We start from the raw sequence: 23,970 nt of genomic DNA, 5'->3' as shown, positions 1-23,970 counted from the left end.
TAAATTAGTGAGAAATTAAAGAAAGCCGCTTATCCAGCGACTCTATAGGTGTACCTGTCTTTTGTTTTTGTTTTTTGGGTAGTTTGCTAATAAGTGAGTTAGTAACCGCCATCCTGCTAAAGATAAGGCTATCCGTCAAATCCGGTGTTTCACTTTCCATAAACATGATCTTATCTGCAAAACCAAGTTCTATGGCTTTGTTTGCATTCATCCATGATTCTGCATCCATCAGATGAGAAAGCTTTGTTCGGGAAAGACCAGTCTTTAACTCATAGGCATTAATAATACTTTCCTTAACTTCATCTAATAGAGCCTTTGCTCGCAACATTTCCTCGCTGTCACCGATGGCAATGGTCGAAGGGTTATGAATCATGATCATGGATACCGGCGACATATATACATCTCCACCCGCCATTGCAATAACAGAAGCTGCACTTGCCGCAAGCCCGTCAATTTTTACAGTGACCTTTCCGGTATAGTCCATAAGCATGTTGTAAATCTGAGCTGCTGCAAACACATCCCCGCCAGGAGAGTTAATCCACACTGTAATATCACCGGTGCCAGCTAACAGTTCATCTTTGAACATTTTAGGTGTGACCTCATCACCCCACCACGTTTCTTCGGATATCACTCCATTTAAATAGAGAGTGCGCCCTTCATCAGAATCTCGCACCCAATTCCAGAACTTCTTCATTTACTGACCTCCTTCGGTTTTGGCAAACGCTCCTGCGTCAGCCAATTTCGTCATATTTCCGTTAACCAGATATAAATCGCCACCTTCCTCAGCTGGGATACGGTTCATGTCCTCCAATTCACGGATATCATTAGCTGACATCCAGCCATTTTGTCGCCCAATAGCATAGCCATTCATTCGGCTTTGATAATCGCCGCGAAGCAGACCATCTAAGTTGAACTTGATGAATACTGATGTTTTCTCAGAAGGCAAAATAAGCGATTGCTGGAGACTTTGCTCCCATCTCACCACCCACGGATCGAGAGTGTATTTTACAAACTCCAAAGACTGCTGCTCGATATTGGAGAAGCTAGATTTCTCAAGATCTCCCACCATATGGGGAGGCACACGGAAAATCCTTGCAATCTCATTGATTTGAAATTTCCGTGTTTCTAAAAACTGAGCCTGTTCTGGAGGTATACCGATGGCTTGAAACTTCATGCCCTCTTCCAATACAGCGATTTTATGTGCCTTAGCTGTGCCTTGGTAAGCACTATTCCAGCTGTCCTTGACTCTCTGTATGTCTTTAATTACTCCCGGGTGCTCCAGCACACCGCCGGGATTAGCTCCATTAGCAAAGAATGCCGCACCGTATTCTTCGGTAGCAAGTGACATACCGATTGCATTTTTCGCCATAGCAATAGGGCTATAGCCAATGAGTCCATCAAAGCCTAAGCCTGGTATGTGAAGTACATCATCTTTGCGAAGTGTGACATAGCCTCCCTTTGGATTCAGGCCACTTTCGTCTGTATCCCGGTAGTAGGTATAAACCAGTTCACCATTTGATGCTCGACTTACTTCCATCTTGTTAGGAAGTAGGGGATAAAGCGCAATTGCCTGGCCACGACCATTTCGAACTATCTGTGCATAAGCATTACCCCAAAGTAAAAGATGACTCATCAGTGTTTCTCGAAACACGAATGAAGTCATCTCTGGATTTGGTTCATCATGAAGAAGGTAATACAAAGGGTGGAATGGAATCTTTTCTTTACCTCCATCAGAACGATATCTATATACATGTAGTGGCAGTCCAGCAATAGCTTCAGCTAGTATTCTTACGCAGGCATACACCGCTGTTGCTTGCATTGCAGTACGCTCATTTACTGTTTTGCCAGATGATGTACCGCCGAATAAGAAGGAAAATGCGCTACCCACACGGTTTTGCGGTTTGTCCCTTGAACGAAACAGTCCTTTTAATAAATTCATAGGCCTCACCTCCAAATTGAAAGAATTACACCACAAACAATCATTGAAATTTATAGAATTATTAAACCTCTCTCGTCATACACCGAGTCTCCACTATTACCTGGTCCACAGCGGATGGCGCGGTCGAGTGCCATAATAGTTGCCACTGCTCCATCTATTTTTTCTGTACTTTTTTCCTTGTCCGGTTTTATATTTCCAGCCGGATCTGTTTTTATATAGATGTTATCCATCATCCACCGTAGTACTGGATGCCCGCCGTGTGCTATTCTTTCTTCTAATGTCAGTTTCATAAGTTCCTTTGTAGGTGGTGACATATCTTTAAAACCTTGACCGAAGGGAACTACAGTAAAACCTAACCCTTCAAGGTTCTGCACCATCTGAACAGCGCCCCAACGATCAAAAGCAATCTCTCGAATGTTGTACTTTTCCCCCAGTTCTTCAATGAATTTTTCAATGTATCCATAATGGACTACATTTCCCTCGGTAGTTAAAATGTGTCCCTGCTTCTCCCAAAGGTCGTATTGCACGTGGTCTCGTCGAACTCGGAGGTCAATGTTATCCTCCGGCATCCAAAAATATGGGAGAACGGTATATTTATCTGTTTCATCCTCCGGTGGGAACACCAGCACGAAGGCTGTAATGTCAGTGGTGGAGGATAAATCAAGTCCTCCATAGCATACTCGACCTTCAAGGCTCTCTGGTTTTACTGGAAACGCACAGGCATCCCACTTTGCCATTGGCATCCAACGGACAGATTGCTTAACCCACTGGTTCAGACGCAGTTGTCGAAAGCTATTTTCCTCAGCAGGGTTCTGCTTTGCACTTTCACAAGCGGCTCTAACTTTATCGATACTTACTGTAATTCCTAAGCTTGGATTTGCTTTCTTCCATACTTTAGGATCAGTCCAATCATCCTCTTCTTTGGCACCGTAGATTACGGGATAAAAAGTAGGATCGTATTTTCTGCCCTCAATAATATCAACCGCTTTTTGGTGTGTTTCATAGCAGATACTCTGGGTATCCGTCCCTGCAGTGGTGATAAGAAAATATAGCGGTTGGGTCCTCGCATCACCGGACCCTTTTGTCATAACATCAAATAGTTTCCTATTTGGCTGAGTATGAAGTTCATCAAAAACAACACCATGTATATTGAAGCCGTGTTTTGAGTAGGCTTCAGCCGACAATACCTGATAAAAGCTGTTGGTCGGCAGGTACACCAGTCGTTTAGTTGAAGCCAGCAACTTCACTCGTTTATTCAGCGCTGGACACATCCGCACCATATCGGCTGCTACTTCAAATACAATTGATGCCTGCTGGCGATCTGCGGCACAACCGTATACCTCTGCTCGTTCTTCACCATCTCCACAAGTGAGGAGAAGTGCGATTGCTGCTGCAAGCTCGCTTTTTCCCATCTTTTTAGGTATTTCTATATAAGCCGTGTTAAACTGCCGGTATCCATTAGGTTTTAAGATACCGAATAAATCACGGACAATTTGTTCCTGCCAGTCGATAAGTTCAAAAGGCTTGCCTGCCCATGAACCTTTCGTATGGGAGAGTGCTTCGATAAAAGCCACAGCGTAATCAGCAGCGTCCTTATCGTAATATGACCCTTCAGCTATAAAGGCGGTCGGCTTATATTTCTTCAGTTTCCGCATAAACACCGCCCCTTTTATGGAAAAGGACATAAGAAAAGAGCCTCAATCCTATAAATAAAGCCCTTTTCTCTATCCTATTTAGATTTAGTTATTTCTTTTTATCCACTTCACCCGTCAGTATGAAATGGGCATATTCTGCTTTATGGTCTATTAAATAGACTACCAATTCATAAAACCCTCGTTCATTTGCCTCATACTGTACTCGGTCCACATCAAACATATTTGTGACTCCACTTTCTCGGATGGAAAGGATTTGTTGCTTAATTATCTCATTCATTGGCTACCTCCTCCGATTCTATTGAATCGGTTGTCGCTTTGCGCAGGATTTCCACATCGAAGCCCGCACTCTTATAGCCTTCTAAAATTGTACTGTAATAATAACAACTCGGCTGTCCAAGCGGTCTACCATCATTCATGATGTAGACCATCGCCTTGACGGTTTTGCCTCCCAACTTTACTTTTATTGTTTCCTTTCGATAAAGGAACGGCCATCCCTCGTAACGGTCAAGTGCCGCTTCATCGGTCGGTGTAATCTCCCAAACTAAAACTGGTACGTTGCCACCCTCAAAAGGCTCGATTGTCGCCACAGCGCCCGCGTGTGCCCCTCTAAATAATAGGCGGTGGTCATTGATTTGGCTTGCTCCTACCACCTTCGCTGTGGGGCATCTGTCGGCCATTTGCTTTAGATTAAGGTTGGAGCCATAGGCAAGGTATAATTTATTCTTCATTGTAATCCTCCTTCTTAGCTTTGTGGGTTAGGGGCAGCTCAGGCCGCCCGAAACCGCCATGCAGCTGAACCCGAAAGTGCTGCTGTCAAATGTTCTCTGCAGTTTGCAAATTCATCCCCAATGAAACCAATCCGGTTTAGATAGGTTCTCATGGCAAATTTCTCGTTTTCCACCTGCGGTTTCTTTGCTGATGCACACTTTTGTGTTAAGGCTTGGTGGTTGATGGCAAGTGCTAGAACAATGTAGCTTCTTATCTTTCCTGCATGAAGTTCGCTATTGAACCCTCTAAGTTCAACTGTATGGTTTCCGGTAAAAAAGCTGTGAAGGTTGAGGAAATGGTAGCGGCTGTTGTGGTAATGAGTGTTTCTACTCTCGCTGTAGCCCTCGTACCAAATGTCCTCAATTTGTCTCATGGTTCTAGGCTTTTTACGGTTTATCTTCTCAACCAAAATGCTGTCCATCTTTTTGCAGTAATTCATTCTCTGCGGTGCAATCTGAAGTGCTTTATAAAATAAGTCATTTTTGCTTGCAATGATATTTACAAAGTTTCGAATGCTTCGTGGGGTATGTTCAGCACCGTCTAGATGAATGTGAATTCCGCAAGATGTATTTGTAAAGGCTCCAGCTTTGCGAAGCTTTCTTACTAGCTCTTGCAAAGTTTCAATGTCCTCCCGGTAGGTTAGAATTGGACTAACCAACTCAACACTATAATCTCTACCTGCAGCTACTTTTCTTCTACCTTCTTTTCTTTGGCAGTTGATGCTCCCATCGTACATAAACTTCCACACTCGACCATCTGAAGTTTTTACCTTCTTGGTGTCGTAGTAAGTCCCGCCTTCACTGTAAATGCCTTGCAAAAACTCTGCAGCGACTCTAGCCGCCCTTTCCCTTGTAATCCCTGTAAATTCAATCTCAATCCCGAATTTTGCACTTAACATCGTGTCTCGCTCCTTTTAAAGTGTGTTTGTCCTTTCGGCATGTACATATATCACTCTAAAAGGCTTATATAGCAAGACAATTCTGCAATACAAATCTACATATTTACTGCCATATTGGGCTTAAAATGTGTATTTTTATTCTTCGATTTTCTTGCATAAATCCTCTCCAAAAACCACTCCAAGGGAACTGCCTGAATCCCAACTGACGTGGATAGTTCCCATATCATCAACACTAGTAACCGTACCTTTATCTCCTGGCTGAAGCTTGGTATAAGGGTCATTCATCTTAAGTAGCATGACACGAGTTCCTGGAGTGTAATAACTTCTAAGTTGCTTTAGCATTTCTGGGTGAATGATATTCATTATTCACTCACCTCCTCATGCTTGGCACTTCCGCTTTTGAAGGCAGAGCTACCCGACAGTTTGGAGAGGAGAATTTTTCGTTCTGTTTTGTATTCTGGCCCGATAAATCCAAGTCTTAGAAGGAAACAACGGAAAGCGTACTTTTCATTCTCCACTGATTTCTCGGTCGAGTTGACGCGGGTCTGCTTCTTTGCCATTTCACAAAGTGCTGTTACAAAGTGGGTATAAGCCTTCACCTCCTCTGCGGAGCACTCACTCTGGAACCAAGGGAAGGTTATAAATTCCTCATTTATGATAATGGGAATAGAGTCAGTATCAAGTGCTTTCTTTATAAGGGTTTCTTTGCTTTCTACCAATCCTTTTAGGTTACCAAGTGCAGTTTCGCTAAAACCCTCCCTCGGCATTTGAATAATCAAACTAATAGCTTCTTCGGTTTCATTTGATTCGCTGTATACGGGAGGTTCTTCGTAATCACTATTTGGACTTTCCATACCCCCAAGAGCCGCTTCATTGGGAACTTGAATATTTTCAGGAACAGGCGCTTCTGGAAGTGGTGTGTCAAATTCTACTGTAACCGCATTGAAGTCATAAAGGCCTAATAGATCATTAACCAGTTCAGAATTATCTGGTCCTCTGACTACCCCGTTTTTGTCAATGTTGTAGTCTTCCACCTCATATGCAAATGTAGGTGCTCCAAGATATCTTGCAGGAGCATTCAGTTTTTGGCTGATTGCGTTGACTAACTCTTTTCTTTTTGCTCCTGTGACATTATAGTTTATCTGCATTTTTATACCGCCTTTCTATTTTCGGTACATACATATATCACTCTAAAGGCTGTTAATATCAAGTCATTTAGAGCATCTTTCTGTAGAAAATACTGTTCCATTAATCGGCGGTAGCAACGTCTGGCAGGTCACAATATCTTATTTTCGAACCATCTCTTAGGAGAAACACACTGTCTGAGTTTCCAACTTGCTCAATATACCTTTTCACAATAACATCACAGTACTTTTCATCCAGTTCAATGCTGTAGCAGATTCTATCTGTCTGCTCACAGGCAATCAGTGTGCTTCCTGAACCACCAAAAGGATCAAGCACGATACAATTAGAAAGGCTTGAATTCAAAATAGGGTAGGCCACAAGTGCAACTGGCTTCATCGTAGGATGATCACTGTTTTTCTTCGGTTTCTCAAATTCCCAGATGGTGGTCTGCTTTCTATCGGAATACCAGTTATGCTTGCCTTTCTTTTTCCACCCAAAGAGAATAGGTTCATGCTGCCACTGATAAGGAGAGCGACCGAGAACAAGGGACTGCTTTTTCCATATACAAGTACCGGAAAGATAAAATCCTGCATCGGAGAATGCTCTTCTAAAATTGAGTCCTTCGGTATCCGCATGGAATACATAAATAGAAGCGTCCTTCGCCATTACTGCTTCGGTGTTCTGAAATGCTGCAAGCAGGAAATCGTAGAACGTTTCGTTAGCCATATTGTCATTTTTGATTTTTCCAGCAGTGCCTTCATAGTTAACATTATATGGAGGGTCCGTAACTACCAAATTAGCAGTTTTCCCATCCATCAAGACATTAAAGGTGTCTTTCTTTGTACTGTCTCCGCAGACTAATCGATGCTGCCCAAGTAGCCAAATATCCCCTAAATGCGAAACAGCGGGCTTTTTCAGCTCGCTGTCTACATCGAAATCATCTTCTTTTATATTATCCTTAAGGGAATCCTTGAAAAGATCCTCCAACTCTCCCGGGTCAAAACCTGTCAAAGACACATCAAAGTCTGAAGCATTTAAGTCCGTGATGAGAAGTGCTAATTTGTCTTTATCCCAATCACCACTTATTTTATTTAGTGCAATGTTCAGCGCCTTCTCCTTTTGCTCATCCATTTCAACAACTACGCATTCTATCTCATCCATGCCCATACTCAGCAGGATTTTCAAACGTTGATGGCCTCCGATGACTCTGCCTGTGGTCTTATTCCATATTACGGGTTCTACATATCCAAACTCCTCAAGGGAGCGTTTAAGTTTCTCATATTCCGGATCACCCGGTTTTAAATCCTTCCTTGGGTTATATTCAGCGGGGATGAGTTGTTTAGTTTTTATCTTCTCTATCAACATACTTTTCCACCGCCTTTCTAAATTCACTGTACTTATTTACATCCTCCCACGGGAATAGACAACTATTAAAGTGACCATAAGTCGCGGTGTCAGAGTAAATCACATTTCTAAGACGTAGATTTTCAATAATGGCTGCAGGTCTTAAATTGAAAACTTCCTGTGCAGCAAGAGTTAATATTTCGTCAGAAACAATACCTGTGCCAAGGGTATTTACATAAAAGGCTACAGGATTTGCCTTACCAATGGCATAGGATATACTAACTTCACATCTCTTTGCATATCCACACCAGACGATATGCTTTGCAATGTACCGAGCCATATAGGCACCGCTTCGGTCAACTTTGGTGGGGTCTTTACCACTAAGTGCGCCACCTCCATGGGATGCAAGTCCTCCATAGGTATCAACCATAATTTTTCTACCAGTTAAGCCTGTATCGGCAGCGGGACCACCTTCGACAAATCTACCAGAGGGGTTAATGAGAATTTCTGTTTCATCATCAAATGGGAAGTCCTCAAAGCACTGCCATAGGACATTGTTAAGGATATCTGCCTTTAGTTCTTCCTGTGTTTTATTCTTATCATGCTGTACCGATATCACAATAGTCTTTATTCGCACTGGAGTGTCTCCTTCATATTCCACCGTCACCTGCGCTTTACCATCTGGGTGGATACCTTTTATCAGTTTCCCTTTTCGGCAATCATCCAGTCTCTTTACAATCCTGTGAGATAGTACAAGGGGTAGGGGAAGCATTTCTCCTGTTTCCTTTGTAGCATAGCCATACACAGTTCCTTGGTCTCCAGCACCTATCGAACCATACTGTTCGTTTATCCCATTTCTTACTTCCAGTGCAGTATCCACGCCAGTTGCAATATCTACACTTTGTTTGTGTACAAATACATAAATCAAGAATTTAAGAGGGTTGTATCCAATCTCTTTAAGGACATTCCTAACAATGTATCGGATGTCTATTTTCTCGCTGCAGGAGATTTCGCCCGCCACGATAATTTTCCCTTTGGTTGCCATTACCTCACAAGCGACACGTGATGCTTTGTCTTTACGTAAACATGCTTCTAAAATGCTATCTGCTATGATGTCGCATAGTTTATCAGGATGTCCAGCACATACACTTTCAGCTGTTAAATATCTTTTACTCATTACATATCTCCTCATCTTTATTTTCCTCTGCGGGCAGATAGCAGTCGCTCCATCACATCGTCCTGTGGGTTTAAACCAGAATACTCTGTAGCACAATTCTCTTTAACGATTTGATAAATCTCCATCCATAGTCTGTTTGTCTGGCTCATAAAGTTCTGGCTCATAGCTACATAAGGACTTTGAATAGCATTGCCGGTAGTTGGATGCTTGGCAAGAAAACCAAACTCAGTTACCGCCTCCTCACACTGTATCCATCTGGCCGCACTCATGGCATATCGTTCTAGAAGCTGTGGGAGCACCAAATGGGCACAGCCTCGCTCCTCAAGCCATTTCCAAGTAATTTCATAAATCTCGCTGGCTACTAGGGTTTTCCCGTCCTTTTGCACCGCTGAGAGCATGGCCCTTGGCTTTGGCATTTCCTGCCCCTTTAAATCAGCGGTATTTTGGAAGTCAATGATTTCTAGCTTTCTCTTACCTGGATTTCCCTGTGCAATTTTATCAGCAAGTGGTTTCTTTTTTTGACCAGAGCCTATACGGGCACCGCCACGATTTGTTCCATCTTTGGCCATTCACTCACCTCTTTTCGTTGATGGGTCTATTACCCTGTTTGAAACCGCGAATTTTCACGCGTTACCCCACGCCCGTTGCACATCTAAAAAGCTGTGGAGATTTGACTCCCCCTACCGGGTTCCCCAACGGTCTCCATCTTTTGCAGTGATGGCAGAGTGGCAAGAAGTACAAAGGGACATCAGATTGCTTCTATCATGTGTTCCACCTCTTGCAAGAGGAAGAATGTGATGTACCTCGGTTGCTGGGGTCAGCTTTCCTTGCCGTTTACACTCCTCGCAAAGAGGATGAGTTGCAATGTAGCGGTCACGTATTCTCTTCCATGCACGACCATATCGCTTACGAGTTGCTGGATCGCGGTCATACTTTTCATACCGTGCAGCTTCCTTTTTAGCATGTTCTTCACAAAAACGTCTGTCAGTCAGCTCTGGACAACCAGGGTAAGAGCATGGTCGCTTAGGTTTCCTTGGCATACTACACCTCCTTTTGCCCATAGAAAAAGCCCTCGCAGGAGAAATGCTCCCGTGAAGGCTTCTGTTTGCTAATATTCCATACTACCATTATATAACTTTCACTACGGACAAACAGTGTCATCGTATGCCAACCTGTGCCAAAGTGTGCCAACTTTTATTTAGGCACCTTTAAATGCTGCAAGGCTGATGAGTGAAGTCTATGCACAGTTCTCATAGAAACATTAAGGTTGACACAGATTTCTTCCCAGTTAAGAAAGTTAATGTAACGGTAGCGAAGAAGCAGCTTCTCATCCACGTTTTCCATCTGGTTAATCGCTTCACGAATATCTGACTTAAGCTTTATTAAACGTTCCACCTCTTGTTGTATCTGCTTCTCCAAATCTACTATTCTAATCACGTATTTTTCAAAAGATGGATCAGTACTTTTTGTTTTACTGACTTTTTCCTCAAGAACAGGAGATGAAACACTTCTTGAGAGTTCCCTTAGATTTTGCAACTCCTCAAGATCGGAATTAATCAGCTCATTTAAGCGATAAGCTTGTTTCAAGAATTCCTTTGCCGTCATCGCACCACCTCCTCATGTAGCTTTTTAATTAGCATCTCAGGATCGAGAGATGTCAGGGTAGTGAAATACCCGGAATGGAAGAAACGCTCAATCTCACGTTTCGTATATCTAGCAGAATCATTGCGAGGGTATTTTGCTAGTCTTTTCAGAGCAAAACGATAATCTTTGACCGCCTGTAGAATAATGGCATTTGCCAGCTTTTCAAATGCATCCATCATACAACACCCCTCGCTTTCCCCAGATTTGCTTTGACAGCGTTAATAAGATCGGACTGTGTCTTTTCCTTTCGTTTCAAGGCTCTCATCACATCTTCATCAATCGTGCCTTTAGTAACAATGTGATGGATAACCACCGTTTCATTTTGTCCCTGTCTCCAAAGTCTTGCATTTGTTTGCTGATAGAGTTCCAGACTCCAGGTAAGACCAAACCAGATAAGTGTTGAACCACCACTTTGTAAATTGAGACCGTGTCCTGCTGATGCAGGATGGATAACCGCCACAGAAATATTACCGTTGTTCCAGTCCATGATATCCTTGGATGTTTTAATTTCTCTAACATTAAATCTTGCTTTAATACGCTCTAAATCGTGATTATACCAATATGCAATAAGAACAGGTTTGCCGTTTGCACCTTCGATTAAATCTTCAAGAGCATCCAGCTTGCGGTCATGGATAATATGAGTATTTTTATCATCATCATAGACAGCACCGTTTGCCATTTGCAGGAGTTTGCCAGAAAGGACTGCTGCATTCATGGCATCAATCTCCTCATTGGCAAGCTCAAGAACCATCTCTTCACGAAAGTGATCGTATACTGATTGTTCTTTATCATTTAGATACACCGACACTTCATTTATCACGCATTCTGGCATTTTTAGAAAATCAACCGATTTCATTGAAATGGTAATATCTGAAATTAGCCGATATATGGCATCTTCTGCCCCAGGTAACGGTTTATATGAAAATACAATCTGCTGATTACGTTTATCTGGAGTAAAGAAGAAATTGCGGTAGTGAGTTATGTATCTGCCGAGTCTTTTACCCATGTCGAGAATACGAAACTCTGCCCACAAATCCATTAACCCGTTACTGGATGGAGTACCTGTAAGACCCACGATACGTTTCGCCCTAGGTCTGACTTTTAGTAAACTCTTAAATCTTTTTGCTCCATAGGACTTAAAGGATGACAATTCATCAATTACCACCATGTCATAATTAAAAGGAATGCCACTTTTGTTTACTAACCAGTCAACATTTTCTCTGTTTATAAGATAGACACTTGCTGGTTTCCTAAGAGCTGCTAACCGCTCCTGTTCTGTTCCAATAGCCACTGAATACTCCAGTCCTTTTAAATGCTCCCATTTGTTTATCTCAGCTGGCCAAGTATCCCTTGCTACCCTTAGTGGGGCAATGACCAGAACCTTTCCAATTTCAAAACTATCAAGGCATAGATCAAATATAGCAGTTAAAGTGATTACGCTTTTGCCAAGACCCATCTCTAAAAACACCGCTGCTATGGGATGCTCAAGTATGAAATTCGTAGCATATGTTTGATATTTATGAGGATTGTATTTCATAGAGTATCCCTCCAATCTGCTCAACATCATCAATGACATAGCAGGTAAAGCCTAACTTCTGTAATTGATTTATTCTTCTAATCTGTAGTGGACGAGGTTTCTTTCCGGGAGCCTTTAATTCCACAAATGCCATCTTTCCAAGTGGTAAAAGCACTAGGCGGTCTGGCATCCCATCCAAACCTGGGCTAATAAACTTTGCTGCAATGCCTCCCATCTTTTTTACCTCAGCCACCAGTTTCTTTTCGATATATTTTTCAAGCATAAATACCTCCCATATAAAAAGGCTCGGAACAAGAAAACAACTTTGACCCATTTTTCCTATACGCGCGCGTATGCGTGTATGCACAGGCTACACTTTCTTCTTTTTTACTATTTATAAATAAATAGGATACTTCTTGTTCCACTTGTTCCGAACCGTAGATTTTCCTTTTGATTACTAGCCTTGGGGAAAGAACCAGCATGAGAACAAGGTAAGGTACAGCTAGCTTTGTTCCTCGGTTCGGGAATAAGCTCGTTGCTTTCCATAGATAGGGAAATTGATTGTTCCGTTCTTGTTCCCGGTGTACTTGTTCCACCCACCGATCTTTCTCATAATGGCACCGATGGCATAAGAATCAGATGTTCTCATTGAGGATGCATCTTTTCCAAAACATTCACACCAAATCTCCATATTGCAGACAAGGGTTCTTTTTACTGTTCCAACACGGGTGCCGCCGCCAAATTCGCTACCGCCGAGGAAATTTCTACGCTCGTATAAAGACATAGTGTCCCAATCATCCGGCAAAAGAGTATCCAGATAGGTACGAACCAATCCTTCTCGTTCATCTGTTTCCATGGCATCTGCCTGCTCACTAGTTGCCATGGATGCATCATCACCTTCAAGGTAGAGTTTTTCGCCCTTTTCATATAGCACTAGTGTCTCTGCCCAAATCTGCTGTACTGCCTCTTTAGTCATCTGCCAAGCTTTCTTTTTACCATTACCACTAATACGGACTGGCCAGAATCTTCGATTGCCAGTTATATCTCGAAGAAACCCGCTTTCTGCATTGGTAGAACCTACAATCACACATTGACGGGGATGGCTTTCCACATTGACTCCATAACTTGCCCGGTACTTATCATCTGCCCTCGAAATAAAAGACTTCACAATTTCCACATCCGTCTTACGCATACCAGCAAGCTCACCCAGTTCCAATAACCAATATCCCTGAAGTTTCTCAGCTCCAGATTTATCTTTCATGTCCGTAATGGTCAAACTATCTGAAAACCAATCTCCAGCAAGTTTTGCAAAGAAGGTTGACTTACCAATACCTTGAGGGCCGTTTAAGATAAGGACACTATCAAACTTTGTGCCTGGTCTATAAATGCGGGCTACCGCTGCAACCATCGTTTTGCGGATGACTGCTTTTGTATAGGAATTATCTGTTGCACCGAAATAATCAATTAATAGATTATCTACTCGACTAATTCCATCCCATTTTGGCAGGGAGTCCAGATACTCCTTAACAGGATGGTAGGCTCGTTCAGCCGCTACCGCTAACACAGCATCCTTGGTCTTGGTAGGTGAATAGACTCCGTATTTGCTGCTTAAATACACTTTAAGAAGTGCATTATCTGAATCATTCCAACCCATCTTGATCTGTTCCCAAGGCAGGCCACCTTTGGCGTCAATACCATCACGGTGGCAATTAAAAGCTATATGCTGTAATTCCTTGTCATGACGAATAATTAAAACGATGTTGTCTAGAGTGTCTTTTATTCGGCCTTGCTTATCCAATTCCAAAGCTGTCTGCCAATCCTCATCACTAAACTCCTCTTCAGCCTGTGCCTGTCTCTCCTTAGCAAACTCAGCTTTTACTTTTTCATCTTTTATAGCAAATTCGCACATTGCCACAAAAGACGGCATCTTACCAGGAGCTGTAGTGGTAGAAGCTTTATCATCTAAAGAACCAAATTTATGAATACGAACGAGATCAAAAGCATTGAGGAGTAATCCACTTGCTGGGTCTGTAGCATGGTGGCTGTATGCGAATTTATCATCATAGATAATCACACCGGCACTACTATCAGCTGGAATATAATCGTATCGTCCTTCCATAGCAGATGGGGCATAAACTGCACCTAAGAATTTCTCAATTGCTTCTCGAACGGGATAGGCACGACAGAATGTTCCTACCACACCTTCCTTTAAAAGCGGGTCCGCTTGCTCTTTAAGACTGCGATTTATAACTTCAGACTGCCTGCTTGATACTGGCCATGTTGATGTATCCCGCCAGTTTTGATATTTTGAAAGATAAACATCAGGGTCAAGCAATTCTCCATCCTGCTCTTCATAGACAAATTCACCATTAGAGGAAGTGGATGGCCAATACATAAGGCGATGGGCTTCATAAGTCGTATCATCGAAAAGATCTATGCCGATTTCTTTTGCCACCATACGTCCAACGGCTGCGTATTCTTCTTCGCTAATTTCACGAGCAAGAGGAACTATTAGCCTAAGTCTTGGATTTTCCGGTGTGTGCTTATGGGTGGAATAAACACAGCATTTGAAATCAAAAAGCATACTGATTTGTTCCCAGATGTCTGGTCTACCGTAATCCATATCAAGGGTAAGCAAAGAACGGCATAAAACATTGCCCTTCTTTCGCCTTCCTCCTTTTAAATGCCCTCCGACAAAACCACCCACATCTTTGATATCATCTTGTTGACCTCTTTTTAATTTCCGATATTCTTCTACTGTTTCCGTAGTACGTTGTGTTGTCTTTACTCGGGCACAAAAATCCTCCCACGAGATATCCTTGTTTTTCCATTTCTTGTCCATCCGGCTGTTGCCCACAGCGATTTTCATAAGCTTTCGACCTCCTCATGCTCCGGACTAAAATACCTGACCGTTTGTCTGCGTTTCTTGGCTACTTCAATCTCCCTTGCCATACCGCTTGAGATGGTATTGCCTAGCACCCAAACCTCGGAGCATTTGCCCATAAGCACGATATCCATAAATATGGCAAGTTCCCGTTCCTTTGGATTTTCATCATCCATAAACTGCGGAAACATAAGATGGGGAGCAATTGGTATGCAATTATTCTCCAAGGCGAATCTACAAAAGTTGCGAGCCTTTTTAACGTTTCCTTCTACATCACCGGAATATGGAGAACAAATATATACAAGCGGCTTAAAGGCAGATTTTTTCTCTGCCTTTTTCTTTCTTATTAAGTTGGTCAGTGCCTCATGGGGAGTTGGGTCATGGTATCCTTCATGATTGAATTTATCAATTCCCATTACACACCCTCCATTTCTATCTGCGGCAAAATACCATCTGCCTTCAACAGTTCGTAAATGAAGAGTCTGCCTTTTTGAGTCCAATATGTATGGACTTTTGTATGCAGTTCACCGTTACTACCGATGTAGCTATGTGTCTTGGTGCTGGTATAGCCTTTTTCTGCATACTTCTGATATAAAAGCCAGATACCACCTTGTTTAAATTGGATGCCCTTTTTATTAAGATAGCGGTTCATCCAAATAGCTGACTTGCCGTAATCTTTGGCAATTGCTGATGTAGAAATGAGGTCTTTGCAATTTAGAACTACATCATAATAGGAGACTTTCGGTTTCATTTCCGCAATCTGCTGATTCTGAACAGCAATCGTACCTTCAAGTAATTTATTTTGATTCCTTACTTGATTTAGTTGCTGATTGGCAAACTGTAATGCCCTTGCCATGATTGCTTCTGGAGAGTTCCATCGTCTTTCAATTTCAAGAAAGTACCCGCGGCATTGTTTTCCTTTTGGAGTACGCTGTATCATGCATAGCTCTTTTGCCATATCAATTGTTATTTGGTGGTCCACAGCGGGTCTTCCACCTGTACTTTCCGACAGAAATGTCGAAAAGTCCGTACCCTCCACAAATCCATACTCACACATTCTTGGAAACCATTTATCATAGGGTGTTTTTACTTCCAAAACTGCATGCAAATCACGGCCAAGCACTGTGGGGCGGTCATTTTCATAATTGATTCTTACTAATTCGTCCATACGAATTACCTCCTGTAATATAGTCAGAGAGGAAACCCCTCTACCTAATAGCCACAGGAGGTAATGAATGTTGAGGATTTTGAAAAAATATATTTAATCTTTTTGATAAAACTGACACTCATAGCCATCAGCACTAAGTAACAGCCCTTTTGCCCATGTTGGTGTTCTAGCCATTTGCTCACAAATAGTAGAAAGTGACATACTCATATCCGCTTCGATTATAATTTCATCGTGCACATGAGCCACAATGGAACAATTCTTTAACGCCTGCATGGCGTGGCACAAAATGTCACGACTGATTGCCTGGACAATATTCTCTACAAATTTTGGACCGTAGCTTTCGATCCTTTCCCACTTTTTCGTCCCACCGATACCTTCATAAGTAACTGACTCACCACCAAATACATTCTCTCCCATACGAGGTTTCACATAGGAAAGCCGCCTGCCGGAAGGAAGGACAATAAAGAGCATTCCACTTTGATATATAAATTTAATACCGTGTGTTTCTGTAGGAGTTTTCTGCTTAACGCAGGTTTTTACAGCGCGGTCAACATCCCACCATAGTTTTGTAATATTGGGATTGGATTGTCTCCAAGCCGTTACAAGAGGTTGAAGTTCCTCTTCTTCAATTCCCATCTCCAAAGCACCCATTGATTTCAGTGCTCCAACAGATCCACCGTAACCTAGGGCTAATTCAGCAATTTTTCCCTTCTGACGAAGATGTCCATTAACACCGTTTTTCTCCACAGGTACATTAAACATCTGAGATGCACTTGCACAGTAAATGTCACCGCCATTTTGGAATACATCTATTCTCCATTTTTCTCCCGCAAGCCAGGCGATAACGCGAGCTTCAATCGCTGAAAAATCTGCAACTATAAACTTCATGCCCTCCTTCGGTATAAATGCAGTACGTATAAGTTCCGACAGTACCTCCGGGATAGAATCATAAAGTAAGGTAAGAGCATCAAAGTTTCCGCTACGAACTAATTCACGAGCCTGTTCCAAATCGGGCATATGGTTTTGAGGGAGATTTTGCAGTTGAATAAGCCTGCCCGAAAATCTGCCTGTTCTGTTGGCTCCATAAAACTGAAACATTCCTCTTGCACGACCATCATTACATACTGCATTCTCCATTGCCGTGTATTTTTTTATCGATGATTTTGCAAGCTGCTGACGAAGTTCCAAAACGGTGCCTAGGGGTTCAGGTGCTGTCTTTAACATCTCAGCAACTACTTTTTTACCAAGACTATCTGTTTCCAATCCGTTATCAGCAAGCCATTCTTTCATTTGTTGTACAGAGTTTGGATTCTCCAAATTAGTTATATCCTGCATTAAAGCCATTAGCTTTTCCCGCGACTGTTCATCCATCTTGACGGCTTGTTTTACAAAAGCCATGTCAATAGCGATACCACGATCATTGATTTTCTGGTCAAGATGATATTCTGACCATATATTCTCTGGAAGCGGGAATTTAGATAGTCTCTGCTGTATTGACATCTCAGCTTCCACATCACGGAGGTTATATGCTTTAAATCGCTCCCATTTATCAATATCGTGTTTTGGCAGATTACGAACTCGTCCTCCGTTTGATTTAGTAGGGGAGCAAGGTGTACAGAAATATTTAATGAGGTCTTTGCCTTCCGTCAATTTTTGTTTTTCCAATCCTAAGACTGCACCGACACCTTCAAGAGAAAGCGGAAGTCCCATATAAGCCGACCATATCATTGAACATTTCCATGATGTAGGGTCAAGATAATCAGTAAGGTTAAGCCATTTTGATAGGCAAACACGCTCAAACATAGCATTAAAGGCCCATTTGGTAACAGAATTATCCATAAGAGCATTGATTATTTCATTTGGGATTTTCTCTCCACAGGCAAGATCAACCACCTGAACTGCACCGCCATCAACCGAATAACCAAACAACAGAATTTCAAAATCATCACTCTCGGCATAACGGTAAACTCCACATTTTTGAAGATTGGCACTACTAAATGTCTCAATATCAATAGAAATAGAATTCATGTATTACCGCCCTTTCCAATGCAAACGAGGTAGCAGAAGAACAACTTCCACCACCCCGTTTGTATTCATACTTTAGCTGTTATGCTAGGAAATCATCATCTTCAATTGTGGTGAAATCATCAGCCGCTGTGGTTCTGCTGCCTAAAGGCTCTCCATCTCTAATCTTTTGGATGTTACCAAGTCCACAGGCCACACCCTTGTTACCGTTAGAATTGAAAGCATAGAAATTAAGTGACACTCTTGCATAGCAACCACTGTATACCTCGTTGCGATCCAGAATGGGCTTGACTGCTTTATCTACAATCTGAGGCGGAGTAGTGCTGTTGGCATTTACGAAATAATGTCCTTTATAAGCCTCATCATCTCGTTCTACATCACCATCTCGAAGTGGTAGCTTGATAGCAGCCTTATTTGGTTTTTTACCGCCAAACTTTGCAATGCCCTCTTCAATAGCCGCATCAACTGCTGCATTGATGGCATTAATGGTTTCCTTATCCGATTTAGGAATCAATACCGATACACTATACTTTTCTGCCCCACCATTGATGGATACCGGTTCCCAGCCATGAAAGTAGCTGAGACGTGTGTTTACACCAGTAATAACCTTCGTTCTGTTTTTATTATTCATATTCACATTCCTCCGTTATTTCGTTAAATTCGTTTTTTGCGTTTGATACGTTCATAGCCGGACGCTTATCCGATAGCGGGACCAGAGTCGGCTTTCCCGGTGGCTTGTATATAAGATCACCGAGTATCTTCTCAAATTTTGATTTGCCCATCAGCCTTTCCATTTCCGTAAGAGTGATGAGACTCTGACGAAATATATCTTTATAACCGTTTGCTTTGGCTACTTCAGCCACAGCATCTTCATCCTTGTATTTGCGGACAGATCTGCCCTCAACAACCTTAAAACCATGCCACTCTTTCCCGTGATTAACAGCTGCATCGGTGGCATATGCAATGATTTCATTTGCCCACTTCGTAAGGTCCGATAGTTTAGATAGAACTTCCTCGATTTCAGAGTCCGTAAGTAGTGGGGGTAGCTTGAATTCCGATTGTGCCAATTTCAGTTTTTCCTCGGCCCTAGCACGGCATTTAACTGCCGCTCGACAGAAAGTACACCACTCACCCGGAAGATATTCACCTTCACCGTCATAAGCTTTTTTAGCCCTTGGTTTTAGTTCTTTTTCTGCCCAATCTTTCAGATCCTCTACCCGTATTGTCCATGTGCTGACATTCTCTCTGCGTGGCTGGAAAATGGTCATGTAAACTTCCTCGATGTCGTACAAACTATCGTAAATTTCTAAAGCACCCAGTGCGTACAACTTCATCTGTGGATTGTCCACCGCATCTACCAATACTCCCATGCCATACTTGAAATCGATAATGTGAAGTTTCTTATCGGCAATAATGATGCAGTCACCGGTTCCAAATCCCTGTGGAACATAGCAAGAAAAATCAAGACGCTGTTCGATTAGTATTAAAGGGTCTGTGCAGCTCTGCTTTGCCAGCTCAAGCTGTTCCATTACAAATTCCACATAGGCATCACTGTGTTCTTCCATCTCATCGGAGTTATAAACTGAGACAGGACGCTTACTTCTCATGTGAAGTGCTTTTTTAAGTTTATGTTCGCAGAGAGCATGGGCGGCGGTGCCTTCAGCGGCTGCACTGGATTCGTTATTTACAAACTCCAGTTCCAATCGTGCAGACGGAAGACAATTCAGCCACCTATGGGCGCCTGATGCGGAAAGAACTGCATGATCACTCATTCCCAAGTACCTCCGCATCTTTTAACATATCTGCATAATGTTTTGGGTCCACTTCGCTTAATTTAGAGCCACCGTATTTTTGGATTATTTCTCTTACTTGGGCAGTAAGACCGGCTTGACTCTTTTCAGCGAGTTTTGCTCTGACTTCTTCCAGAGTGATTTCCTTTTTATTTGGTTCAGGCTCTTTTACAGTTGTAGTCGGTTCTTTTGTTTCGACTGGTTCATTGCCCACCATTACATCAGCAACCGCTTGTATGCTGTCTGCCAAAGAGCGCATATCGGAAACCACATCAAGGAGTAGCTTGATCTTGCTCATGGCTTATTCCTCCTTCCTTAATCTCACTGATGGCGAGTTCCTGTACGGTGTCACCCGGAACAAGGATGGTCAGTTTCTGCTTATCACCAAGTAAGAAACGAAGGAAACGCTCCCTAATGGTGACGTTTCGACAGGAAACAATCCCGCCAGACTGTGGTTTTTTTGAAACACTGATTTTCAAGTTGTGCTTCATGTATTCACCTCTTTCCGAGAGCGTCTATGTGCTGCCCTCTAACTATTAGCCATGGCAAGAGGGGAAAGTTGAGGATTTGGGATATATTTTTTTGAAATTCTTTTTAGCTGTATCTAAACGGTGGGAAATGGCACTTACACTTACCCCCTCACGTTCTGCATACTCTGTTACCGAAACACCATCCAAGACTATAGCAATCAGTAGCTCCGCTTGTTTTTCCTTGAGAGCCTTGCGAATAATTTCACAGATATGCTCATACTCTTCTTTTTTCTCTCTAGTCATTTCATCTGAGTAGTCAGGAAAATAGTCCATATGGTCGGTTTCATCAACCTCTTGGTCATCCTTGCGGAATGGTTTCTTTGGCATACCTCTGTGTCTGTCAAATTTGTGCCAGTTATTGTATTCCGGCTTGTTGAAACGTTCGTCCATTATCTCCTGTGGAGAGCGCCGGGTCACGGTTTCTTTGTCCTCTGCAGAAGATAGCCTGTCCTCATAATCCGCCTCAATCATTAAGGTGAAGTCCTCGTCTGGTACCTCCAGATAGATAGATTTGTTTTCGTGCTGAATTCTAATTTTCATTTTGCATCCTTTCCGCCGGATTGCATTGGCGGCAAAGGATACAAAAATAGGCCTGTACCAGAAGTACACAGACCTTTTTATCCTGAAAATGAGCGCAATAAGGTAAGGTACTTCTATTGCACCGCAACAATCCTTACGGATTGGAGCGAAACAATATGTATCCTCTGCCCTTATTGCAAATCAGGCATTCGATATTTTTTTGTAGACGGGAAGCAATCGAATTTTGCTACTTACGAAGAACTTGTCCGCCGTCTGTAATTATTGTATTGCCCTTTAAATAGTAAGTAAATTTGATAAAATTCGTATTACTTTACCAAAAATTTCAGCTTGACATTATTGTTAAAGTTACTTTTTAATGATATAATTTTTTTATATTATATTTTTAGTTATTACTTCTGGATAATTTTACTAAATATTATTTTTATAATTACATTTCATATAAATGAGGTTTAAGTTATGGAGACAAATAGGGAAGATTTTTTTGAAAATAATTTATTTAGATATGAAAGCTATTCTTGTGACTGTGTAAAAGATATAGAACATATTTCTCCTGGAGTCGAACCGATAACGACGCTTAAATTACAAAGCCTGCCAACAAAAAGGATTCGCTTTGCTTTCGCTGCAAAGGAAGGTCTCTTAAGATTGGCAAGCACAGGATCTATAGAAGAGAAAAATATTCTATCTTCATTGATTTCTTTACCAAATGGGAATATTGATGTGCTTTTTGACTTTTTCAAAAAGAATGGCTTTTTATTTCCCATCAGTGATTGTGAATATGAATCTGTAGATGCTCATACAATGTTAGAATTAGTCTATCGAATTAAAGCAACAGTTAGATTAATGAGCGCAATTGAAGAACCTAGAAAAAACTATCAAGATATATTGCATTTAACTTTATATCTACTACTTTCAGATCCTGTTTCAATTAATGTGATGAGTCTGAGAGAGCCTTACACTACTTGCAGACATCCATTTTATGATGAAATAGAAAATGCCCCCTATCTACAAATAGTAGACAGAGGGCAGGAGGCTTTTGATAAGGATACATATACAATCACAGACACCATTTATCAACCGACATATGAACTGGACATAAATGACTATAATGATATCATGGGTGGCTATATGACATCTAAACCTGGTTCTGATAGCAAACGATTTAAGGCAGTGGTTAATCTCTACTGTAATAAGCCAAATGCGGACCATTCTATTCGACTAATTACAGATTTTTTATTTCATTATCAATATGAGGTAGGGATTATTAAATCCTTTGATTATGAAAACGGTATTCAATATTACTCGCAACCAGACAAGACAAAGTTCAATGACCACATGAAAAATGCTCTTATTGATATTGCTCGATTAATTATTGGTGAAGAAATCAATGAAAACTTAAATGGTATTCATCCACAGTACAATGTCGCAACTATGTCACCATCATGGCGTGTAGATTCGCTTATGGGAGCAATCTACTTTTCAATTTTTTATATGAAACCCGGATTAGAATTATATAGACTATGTGCAAACCCAAACTGCAATCAATATTTCTTAGTAAAGACGACATCCACAAGGAATAAATATTGTTGCCCGGAATGTGGAAACGCCACTGCTCAAAGAAATTACCGAAAACGTAAAAAGGAAAGCCAACAATAGAAAATACCTCTGTTCATAGATATGATGCTATGACAGAGGTATTACAATTTATTCTGAACTTGGCTGAGGAAGAAAACCATTATTCTCAACTAAAGCTTTTTCTATAGATTCTGCTAATGCTATTATGCTTTTTTTTGAATTTCCCGTGTAATGATACATTAGATACCGAGTATCTACAACAATTCCTTGAATTCTTTCGTAATAATAGGTATCTCCCTTCCAATCACCAACCGCCTCACCAATATTACCAAATGGAGTAGTAAAACCGAAGTAATTTTTCGCAGCATTATATGGCATAATAAAAGCATTATATAAAGACTCATTCGGTAAGTTTAACTGTCTTTGTATATACTCGCCGTATGTTATCTGCTTGTTAATCGATGATGAATCCGGTAAATGATCTGGATTGCCTGAAACGCCGTATCTATAGTACTTTGCATCTAACACATATATCTTATCGTTATGTAGCATTATACTATCCGGTTCTAGAGGGTATTTTTCTTTGTGTTTACCTTTTCGCAAACGCCATCTTGTTCTAGGAAAATAATCCTTCTTGTTTTTGATTCCAAACACACGATCTATCAGCTTTTCCCAAACATTCTCAAAATAATCAGTTCCAAAATAGAACTGTTTTACTGATGGCTTTTCATCCATATATTCTAGCATTGCCTTCATAGATCTAAATAATTTTTTATCCTTATCGTTATATGTAGTTGCCAACTTGTCATTTAATGCAATTATAAAGCGCTTAATGTCAAGGGGTATTTGTGGTGGTTCAGGCATATATGGAGTAAATAGCCATCCTAGTTTTGAAAAACTTTCATATACACAATGTCTGTGTATATGGGTTATTAACTTATTCTCATTCGGAGTTGATTCTCGAACAGTATATTGTGTATACACTGGTGAAAAGTTAGACTGTATCAATGCCTTTTGCCTTTGTATAGTTTTTGCCCAGTCGATATTTCCACGGTCCCTTGTTTTATATACAGGTTCAGTTTCCATATAGTAACCGTTCTTCTCCATAAAATAATATATAACCTCTAGATAAGCATTAATAGGAAAGTCGACTGATTGTGGGGCCTCAAACTTATTCATAGCAAGCACTCGGTCAGAGCTATCAGTAAACTCAGCCAACACTTGAAACAAATGAAGTATATCACGTTTAACATCTATTTCATTCTCTGGAAGATGATAACCAACAGGGAAATAGACTACTACATCATCAGAATCAGCCTTAATACCGACAAAGCGATCTCCCTCTTCATTTGTATTTACACGGCAGCGTTTACGTATTTCAGAGTCTATTACCAT

The 23,970-nt window shown here is 41.4% G+C and carries 27 protein-coding genes; 1 reads left to right on the top strand and 26 read right to left on the bottom strand.

What is annotated here, in order from left to right:
* Positions 1 to 4 precede the first annotated feature (4 nt).
* The 25 genes from OW729_RS03165 to OW729_RS03045 form a co-directional block, all read right to left on the bottom strand.
* Positions 5 to 694 (bottom strand): head maturation protease, ClpP-related, encoded by a 690-nt coding sequence (locus OW729_RS03165; protein ID WP_018664390.1) that lies wholly within the window; start codon positions 692 to 694, stop codon positions 5 to 7.
* On the bottom strand, positions 695 to 1,939 hold the full coding sequence (locus OW729_RS03160; RefSeq protein WP_012102986.1) for a phage portal protein: 1,245 nt from the start codon (positions 1,937 to 1,939) through the stop codon (positions 695 to 697).
* A 50-nt stretch (positions 1,940 to 1,989) separates the two neighbouring features.
* Complete coding sequence (locus OW729_RS03155; protein WP_265446318.1) at positions 1,990 to 3,594, bottom strand: terminase large subunit; 1,605 nt, start codon at positions 3,592 to 3,594, stop codon at positions 1,990 to 1,992.
* An 88-nt stretch (positions 3,595 to 3,682) separates the two neighbouring features.
* Positions 3,683 to 3,871: a DUF5049 domain-containing protein gene (locus OW729_RS03150; protein WP_018664388.1), complete on the bottom strand. Its 189-nt coding sequence runs from the start codon at positions 3,869 to 3,871 to the stop codon at positions 3,683 to 3,685.
* Entirely contained in the window at positions 3,864 to 4,322 is a 459-nt protein-coding gene (locus tag OW729_RS03145) for a gamma-glutamylcyclotransferase family protein (protein ID WP_074050022.1), read from the bottom strand. The genes OW729_RS03150 and OW729_RS03145 overlap by 8 nt, the downstream gene beginning before the upstream one ends.
* A gap of 38 nt (positions 4,323 to 4,360) precedes the next feature.
* The gene (locus OW729_RS03140) at positions 4,361 to 5,260 is read right to left on the bottom strand and encodes an amidoligase family protein (protein WP_079411115.1); all 900 of its coding nucleotides are present in this window, start codon (positions 5,258 to 5,260) and stop codon (positions 4,361 to 4,363) included.
* Positions 5,261 to 5,395: 135 nt separating this feature from the next.
* A complete protein-coding gene (locus OW729_RS03135; protein ID WP_019155121.1) occupies positions 5,396 to 5,623 on the bottom strand; it encodes a DUF4314 domain-containing protein in 228 nt (75 codons plus the stop codon).
* Positions 5,623 to 6,408, bottom strand: coding sequence for a virulence protein (locus OW729_RS03130; RefSeq protein WP_268059968.1), 786 nt, complete (start codon positions 6,406 to 6,408; stop codon positions 5,623 to 5,625). The genes OW729_RS03135 and OW729_RS03130 overlap by 1 nt, the downstream gene beginning before the upstream one ends.
* Positions 6,409 to 6,508: 100 nt before the next feature.
* Positions 6,509 to 7,750, bottom strand: a complete 1,242-nt coding sequence (locus OW729_RS03125) for a site-specific DNA-methyltransferase (RefSeq protein ID WP_268059967.1) — start codon at positions 7,748 to 7,750, stop codon at positions 6,509 to 6,511.
* Complete coding sequence (gene metK / locus OW729_RS03120; RefSeq protein ID WP_268059966.1) at positions 7,725 to 8,906, bottom strand: methionine adenosyltransferase; 1,182 nt, start codon at positions 8,904 to 8,906, stop codon at positions 7,725 to 7,727. The genes OW729_RS03125 and metK overlap by 26 nt, the downstream gene beginning before the upstream one ends.
* 17 nt (positions 8,907 to 8,923) lie before the next feature.
* Positions 8,924 to 9,475, bottom strand: a complete 552-nt coding sequence (locus tag OW729_RS03115; protein ID WP_024400905.1) for a P27 family phage terminase small subunit — start codon at positions 9,473 to 9,475, stop codon at positions 8,924 to 8,926.
* A 111-nt stretch (positions 9,476 to 9,586) separates the two neighbouring features.
* Entirely contained in the window at positions 9,587 to 9,946 is a 360-nt protein-coding gene (locus OW729_RS03110; RefSeq protein ID WP_035150329.1) for an HNH endonuclease, read from the bottom strand.
* 154 nt (positions 9,947 to 10,100) lie between these two features.
* Positions 10,101 to 10,511 carry a DUF1492 domain-containing protein gene (locus OW729_RS03105; RefSeq protein WP_268059965.1) on the bottom strand — a complete coding sequence of 137 codons (411 nt, stop codon included), beginning with the start codon at positions 10,509 to 10,511 and terminating at the stop codon, positions 10,101 to 10,103.
* Positions 10,508 to 10,726: a hypothetical protein gene (locus OW729_RS03100; protein WP_035150322.1), complete on the bottom strand. Its 219-nt coding sequence runs from the start codon at positions 10,724 to 10,726 to the stop codon at positions 10,508 to 10,510. The genes OW729_RS03105 and OW729_RS03100 overlap by 4 nt, the downstream gene beginning before the upstream one ends.
* Entirely contained in the window at positions 10,726 to 12,087 is a 1,362-nt protein-coding gene (locus OW729_RS03095; protein ID WP_268059963.1) for a DEAD/DEAH box helicase, read from the bottom strand. Before OW729_RS03095 ends, OW729_RS03100 begins: the two co-directional genes overlap by 1 nt.
* Positions 12,068 to 12,349 (bottom strand): VRR-NUC domain-containing protein, encoded by a 282-nt coding sequence (locus OW729_RS03090; RefSeq protein ID WP_268059962.1) that lies wholly within the window; start codon positions 12,347 to 12,349, stop codon positions 12,068 to 12,070. The genes OW729_RS03095 and OW729_RS03090 overlap by 20 nt, the downstream gene beginning before the upstream one ends.
* 219 nt (positions 12,350 to 12,568) lie before the next feature.
* Positions 12,569 to 14,935 carry a virulence-associated E family protein gene (locus OW729_RS03085; protein WP_268059961.1) on the bottom strand — a complete coding sequence of 789 codons (2,367 nt, stop codon included), beginning with the start codon at positions 14,933 to 14,935 and terminating at the stop codon, positions 12,569 to 12,571.
* Positions 14,932 to 15,366: a DUF7768 domain-containing protein gene (locus OW729_RS03080; RefSeq protein WP_268059960.1), complete on the bottom strand. Its 435-nt coding sequence runs from the start codon at positions 15,364 to 15,366 to the stop codon at positions 14,932 to 14,934. The genes OW729_RS03085 and OW729_RS03080 overlap by 4 nt, the downstream gene beginning before the upstream one ends.
* On the bottom strand, positions 15,366 to 16,118 hold the full coding sequence (locus OW729_RS03075) for a phage antirepressor KilAC domain-containing protein (RefSeq protein ID WP_079413288.1): 753 nt from the start codon (positions 16,116 to 16,118) through the stop codon (positions 15,366 to 15,368). Before OW729_RS03075 ends, OW729_RS03080 begins: the two co-directional genes overlap by 1 nt.
* Before the next feature lie 93 nt (positions 16,119 to 16,211).
* Positions 16,212 to 18,146, bottom strand: a complete 1,935-nt coding sequence (locus OW729_RS03070; protein ID WP_268059959.1) for a DNA polymerase — start codon at positions 18,144 to 18,146, stop codon at positions 16,212 to 16,214.
* 79 nt (positions 18,147 to 18,225) lie between these two features.
* Complete coding sequence (locus OW729_RS03065; RefSeq protein WP_044036310.1) at positions 18,226 to 18,774, bottom strand: DUF2815 family protein; 549 nt, start codon at positions 18,772 to 18,774, stop codon at positions 18,226 to 18,228.
* Positions 18,767 to 19,915, bottom strand: a complete 1,149-nt coding sequence (locus OW729_RS03060) for a DUF2800 domain-containing protein (RefSeq protein ID WP_268059957.1) — start codon at positions 19,913 to 19,915, stop codon at positions 18,767 to 18,769. Before OW729_RS03060 ends, OW729_RS03065 begins: the two co-directional genes overlap by 8 nt.
* Positions 19,908 to 20,231, bottom strand: a complete 324-nt coding sequence (locus tag OW729_RS03055) for an rRNA biogenesis protein rrp5 (protein WP_035150293.1) — start codon at positions 20,229 to 20,231, stop codon at positions 19,908 to 19,910. Before OW729_RS03055 ends, OW729_RS03060 begins: the two co-directional genes overlap by 8 nt.
* The gene (locus tag OW729_RS03050; RefSeq protein WP_067424292.1) at positions 20,206 to 20,424 is read right to left on the bottom strand and encodes a hypothetical protein; all 219 of its coding nucleotides are present in this window, start codon (positions 20,422 to 20,424) and stop codon (positions 20,206 to 20,208) included. The genes OW729_RS03055 and OW729_RS03050 overlap by 26 nt, the downstream gene beginning before the upstream one ends.
* 45 nt (positions 20,425 to 20,469) lie before the next feature.
* Positions 20,470 to 21,003 (bottom strand): ECF-type sigma factor, encoded by a 534-nt coding sequence (locus OW729_RS03045; protein ID WP_268059956.1) that lies wholly within the window; start codon positions 21,001 to 21,003, stop codon positions 20,470 to 20,472.
* Between the two features lie 456 nt (positions 21,004 to 21,459).
* Between OW729_RS03045 and OW729_RS03040 the strand changes: the two genes are divergently transcribed.
* Positions 21,460 to 22,656, top strand: coding sequence for a CGNR zinc finger domain-containing protein (locus OW729_RS03040; protein ID WP_268059955.1), 1,197 nt, complete (start codon positions 21,460 to 21,462; stop codon positions 22,654 to 22,656).
* 48 nt (positions 22,657 to 22,704) lie between these two features.
* Here the strand turns inward: OW729_RS03040 and OW729_RS03035 are convergent, their stop codons facing one another.
* Positions 22,705 to 23,970, bottom strand: a complete 1,266-nt coding sequence (locus OW729_RS03035) for an LlaJI family restriction endonuclease (RefSeq protein ID WP_035150284.1) — start codon at positions 23,968 to 23,970, stop codon at positions 22,705 to 22,707.

The sequence above is a fragment of the Clostridium brassicae genome (genome assembly GCF_026738875.1).
Classification (GTDB): domain Bacteria; phylum Bacillota; class Clostridia; order Clostridiales; family Clostridiaceae; genus Clostridium_H; species Clostridium_H brassicae.
This window is presented reverse-complemented; position numbering and strand designations above follow the sequence as displayed.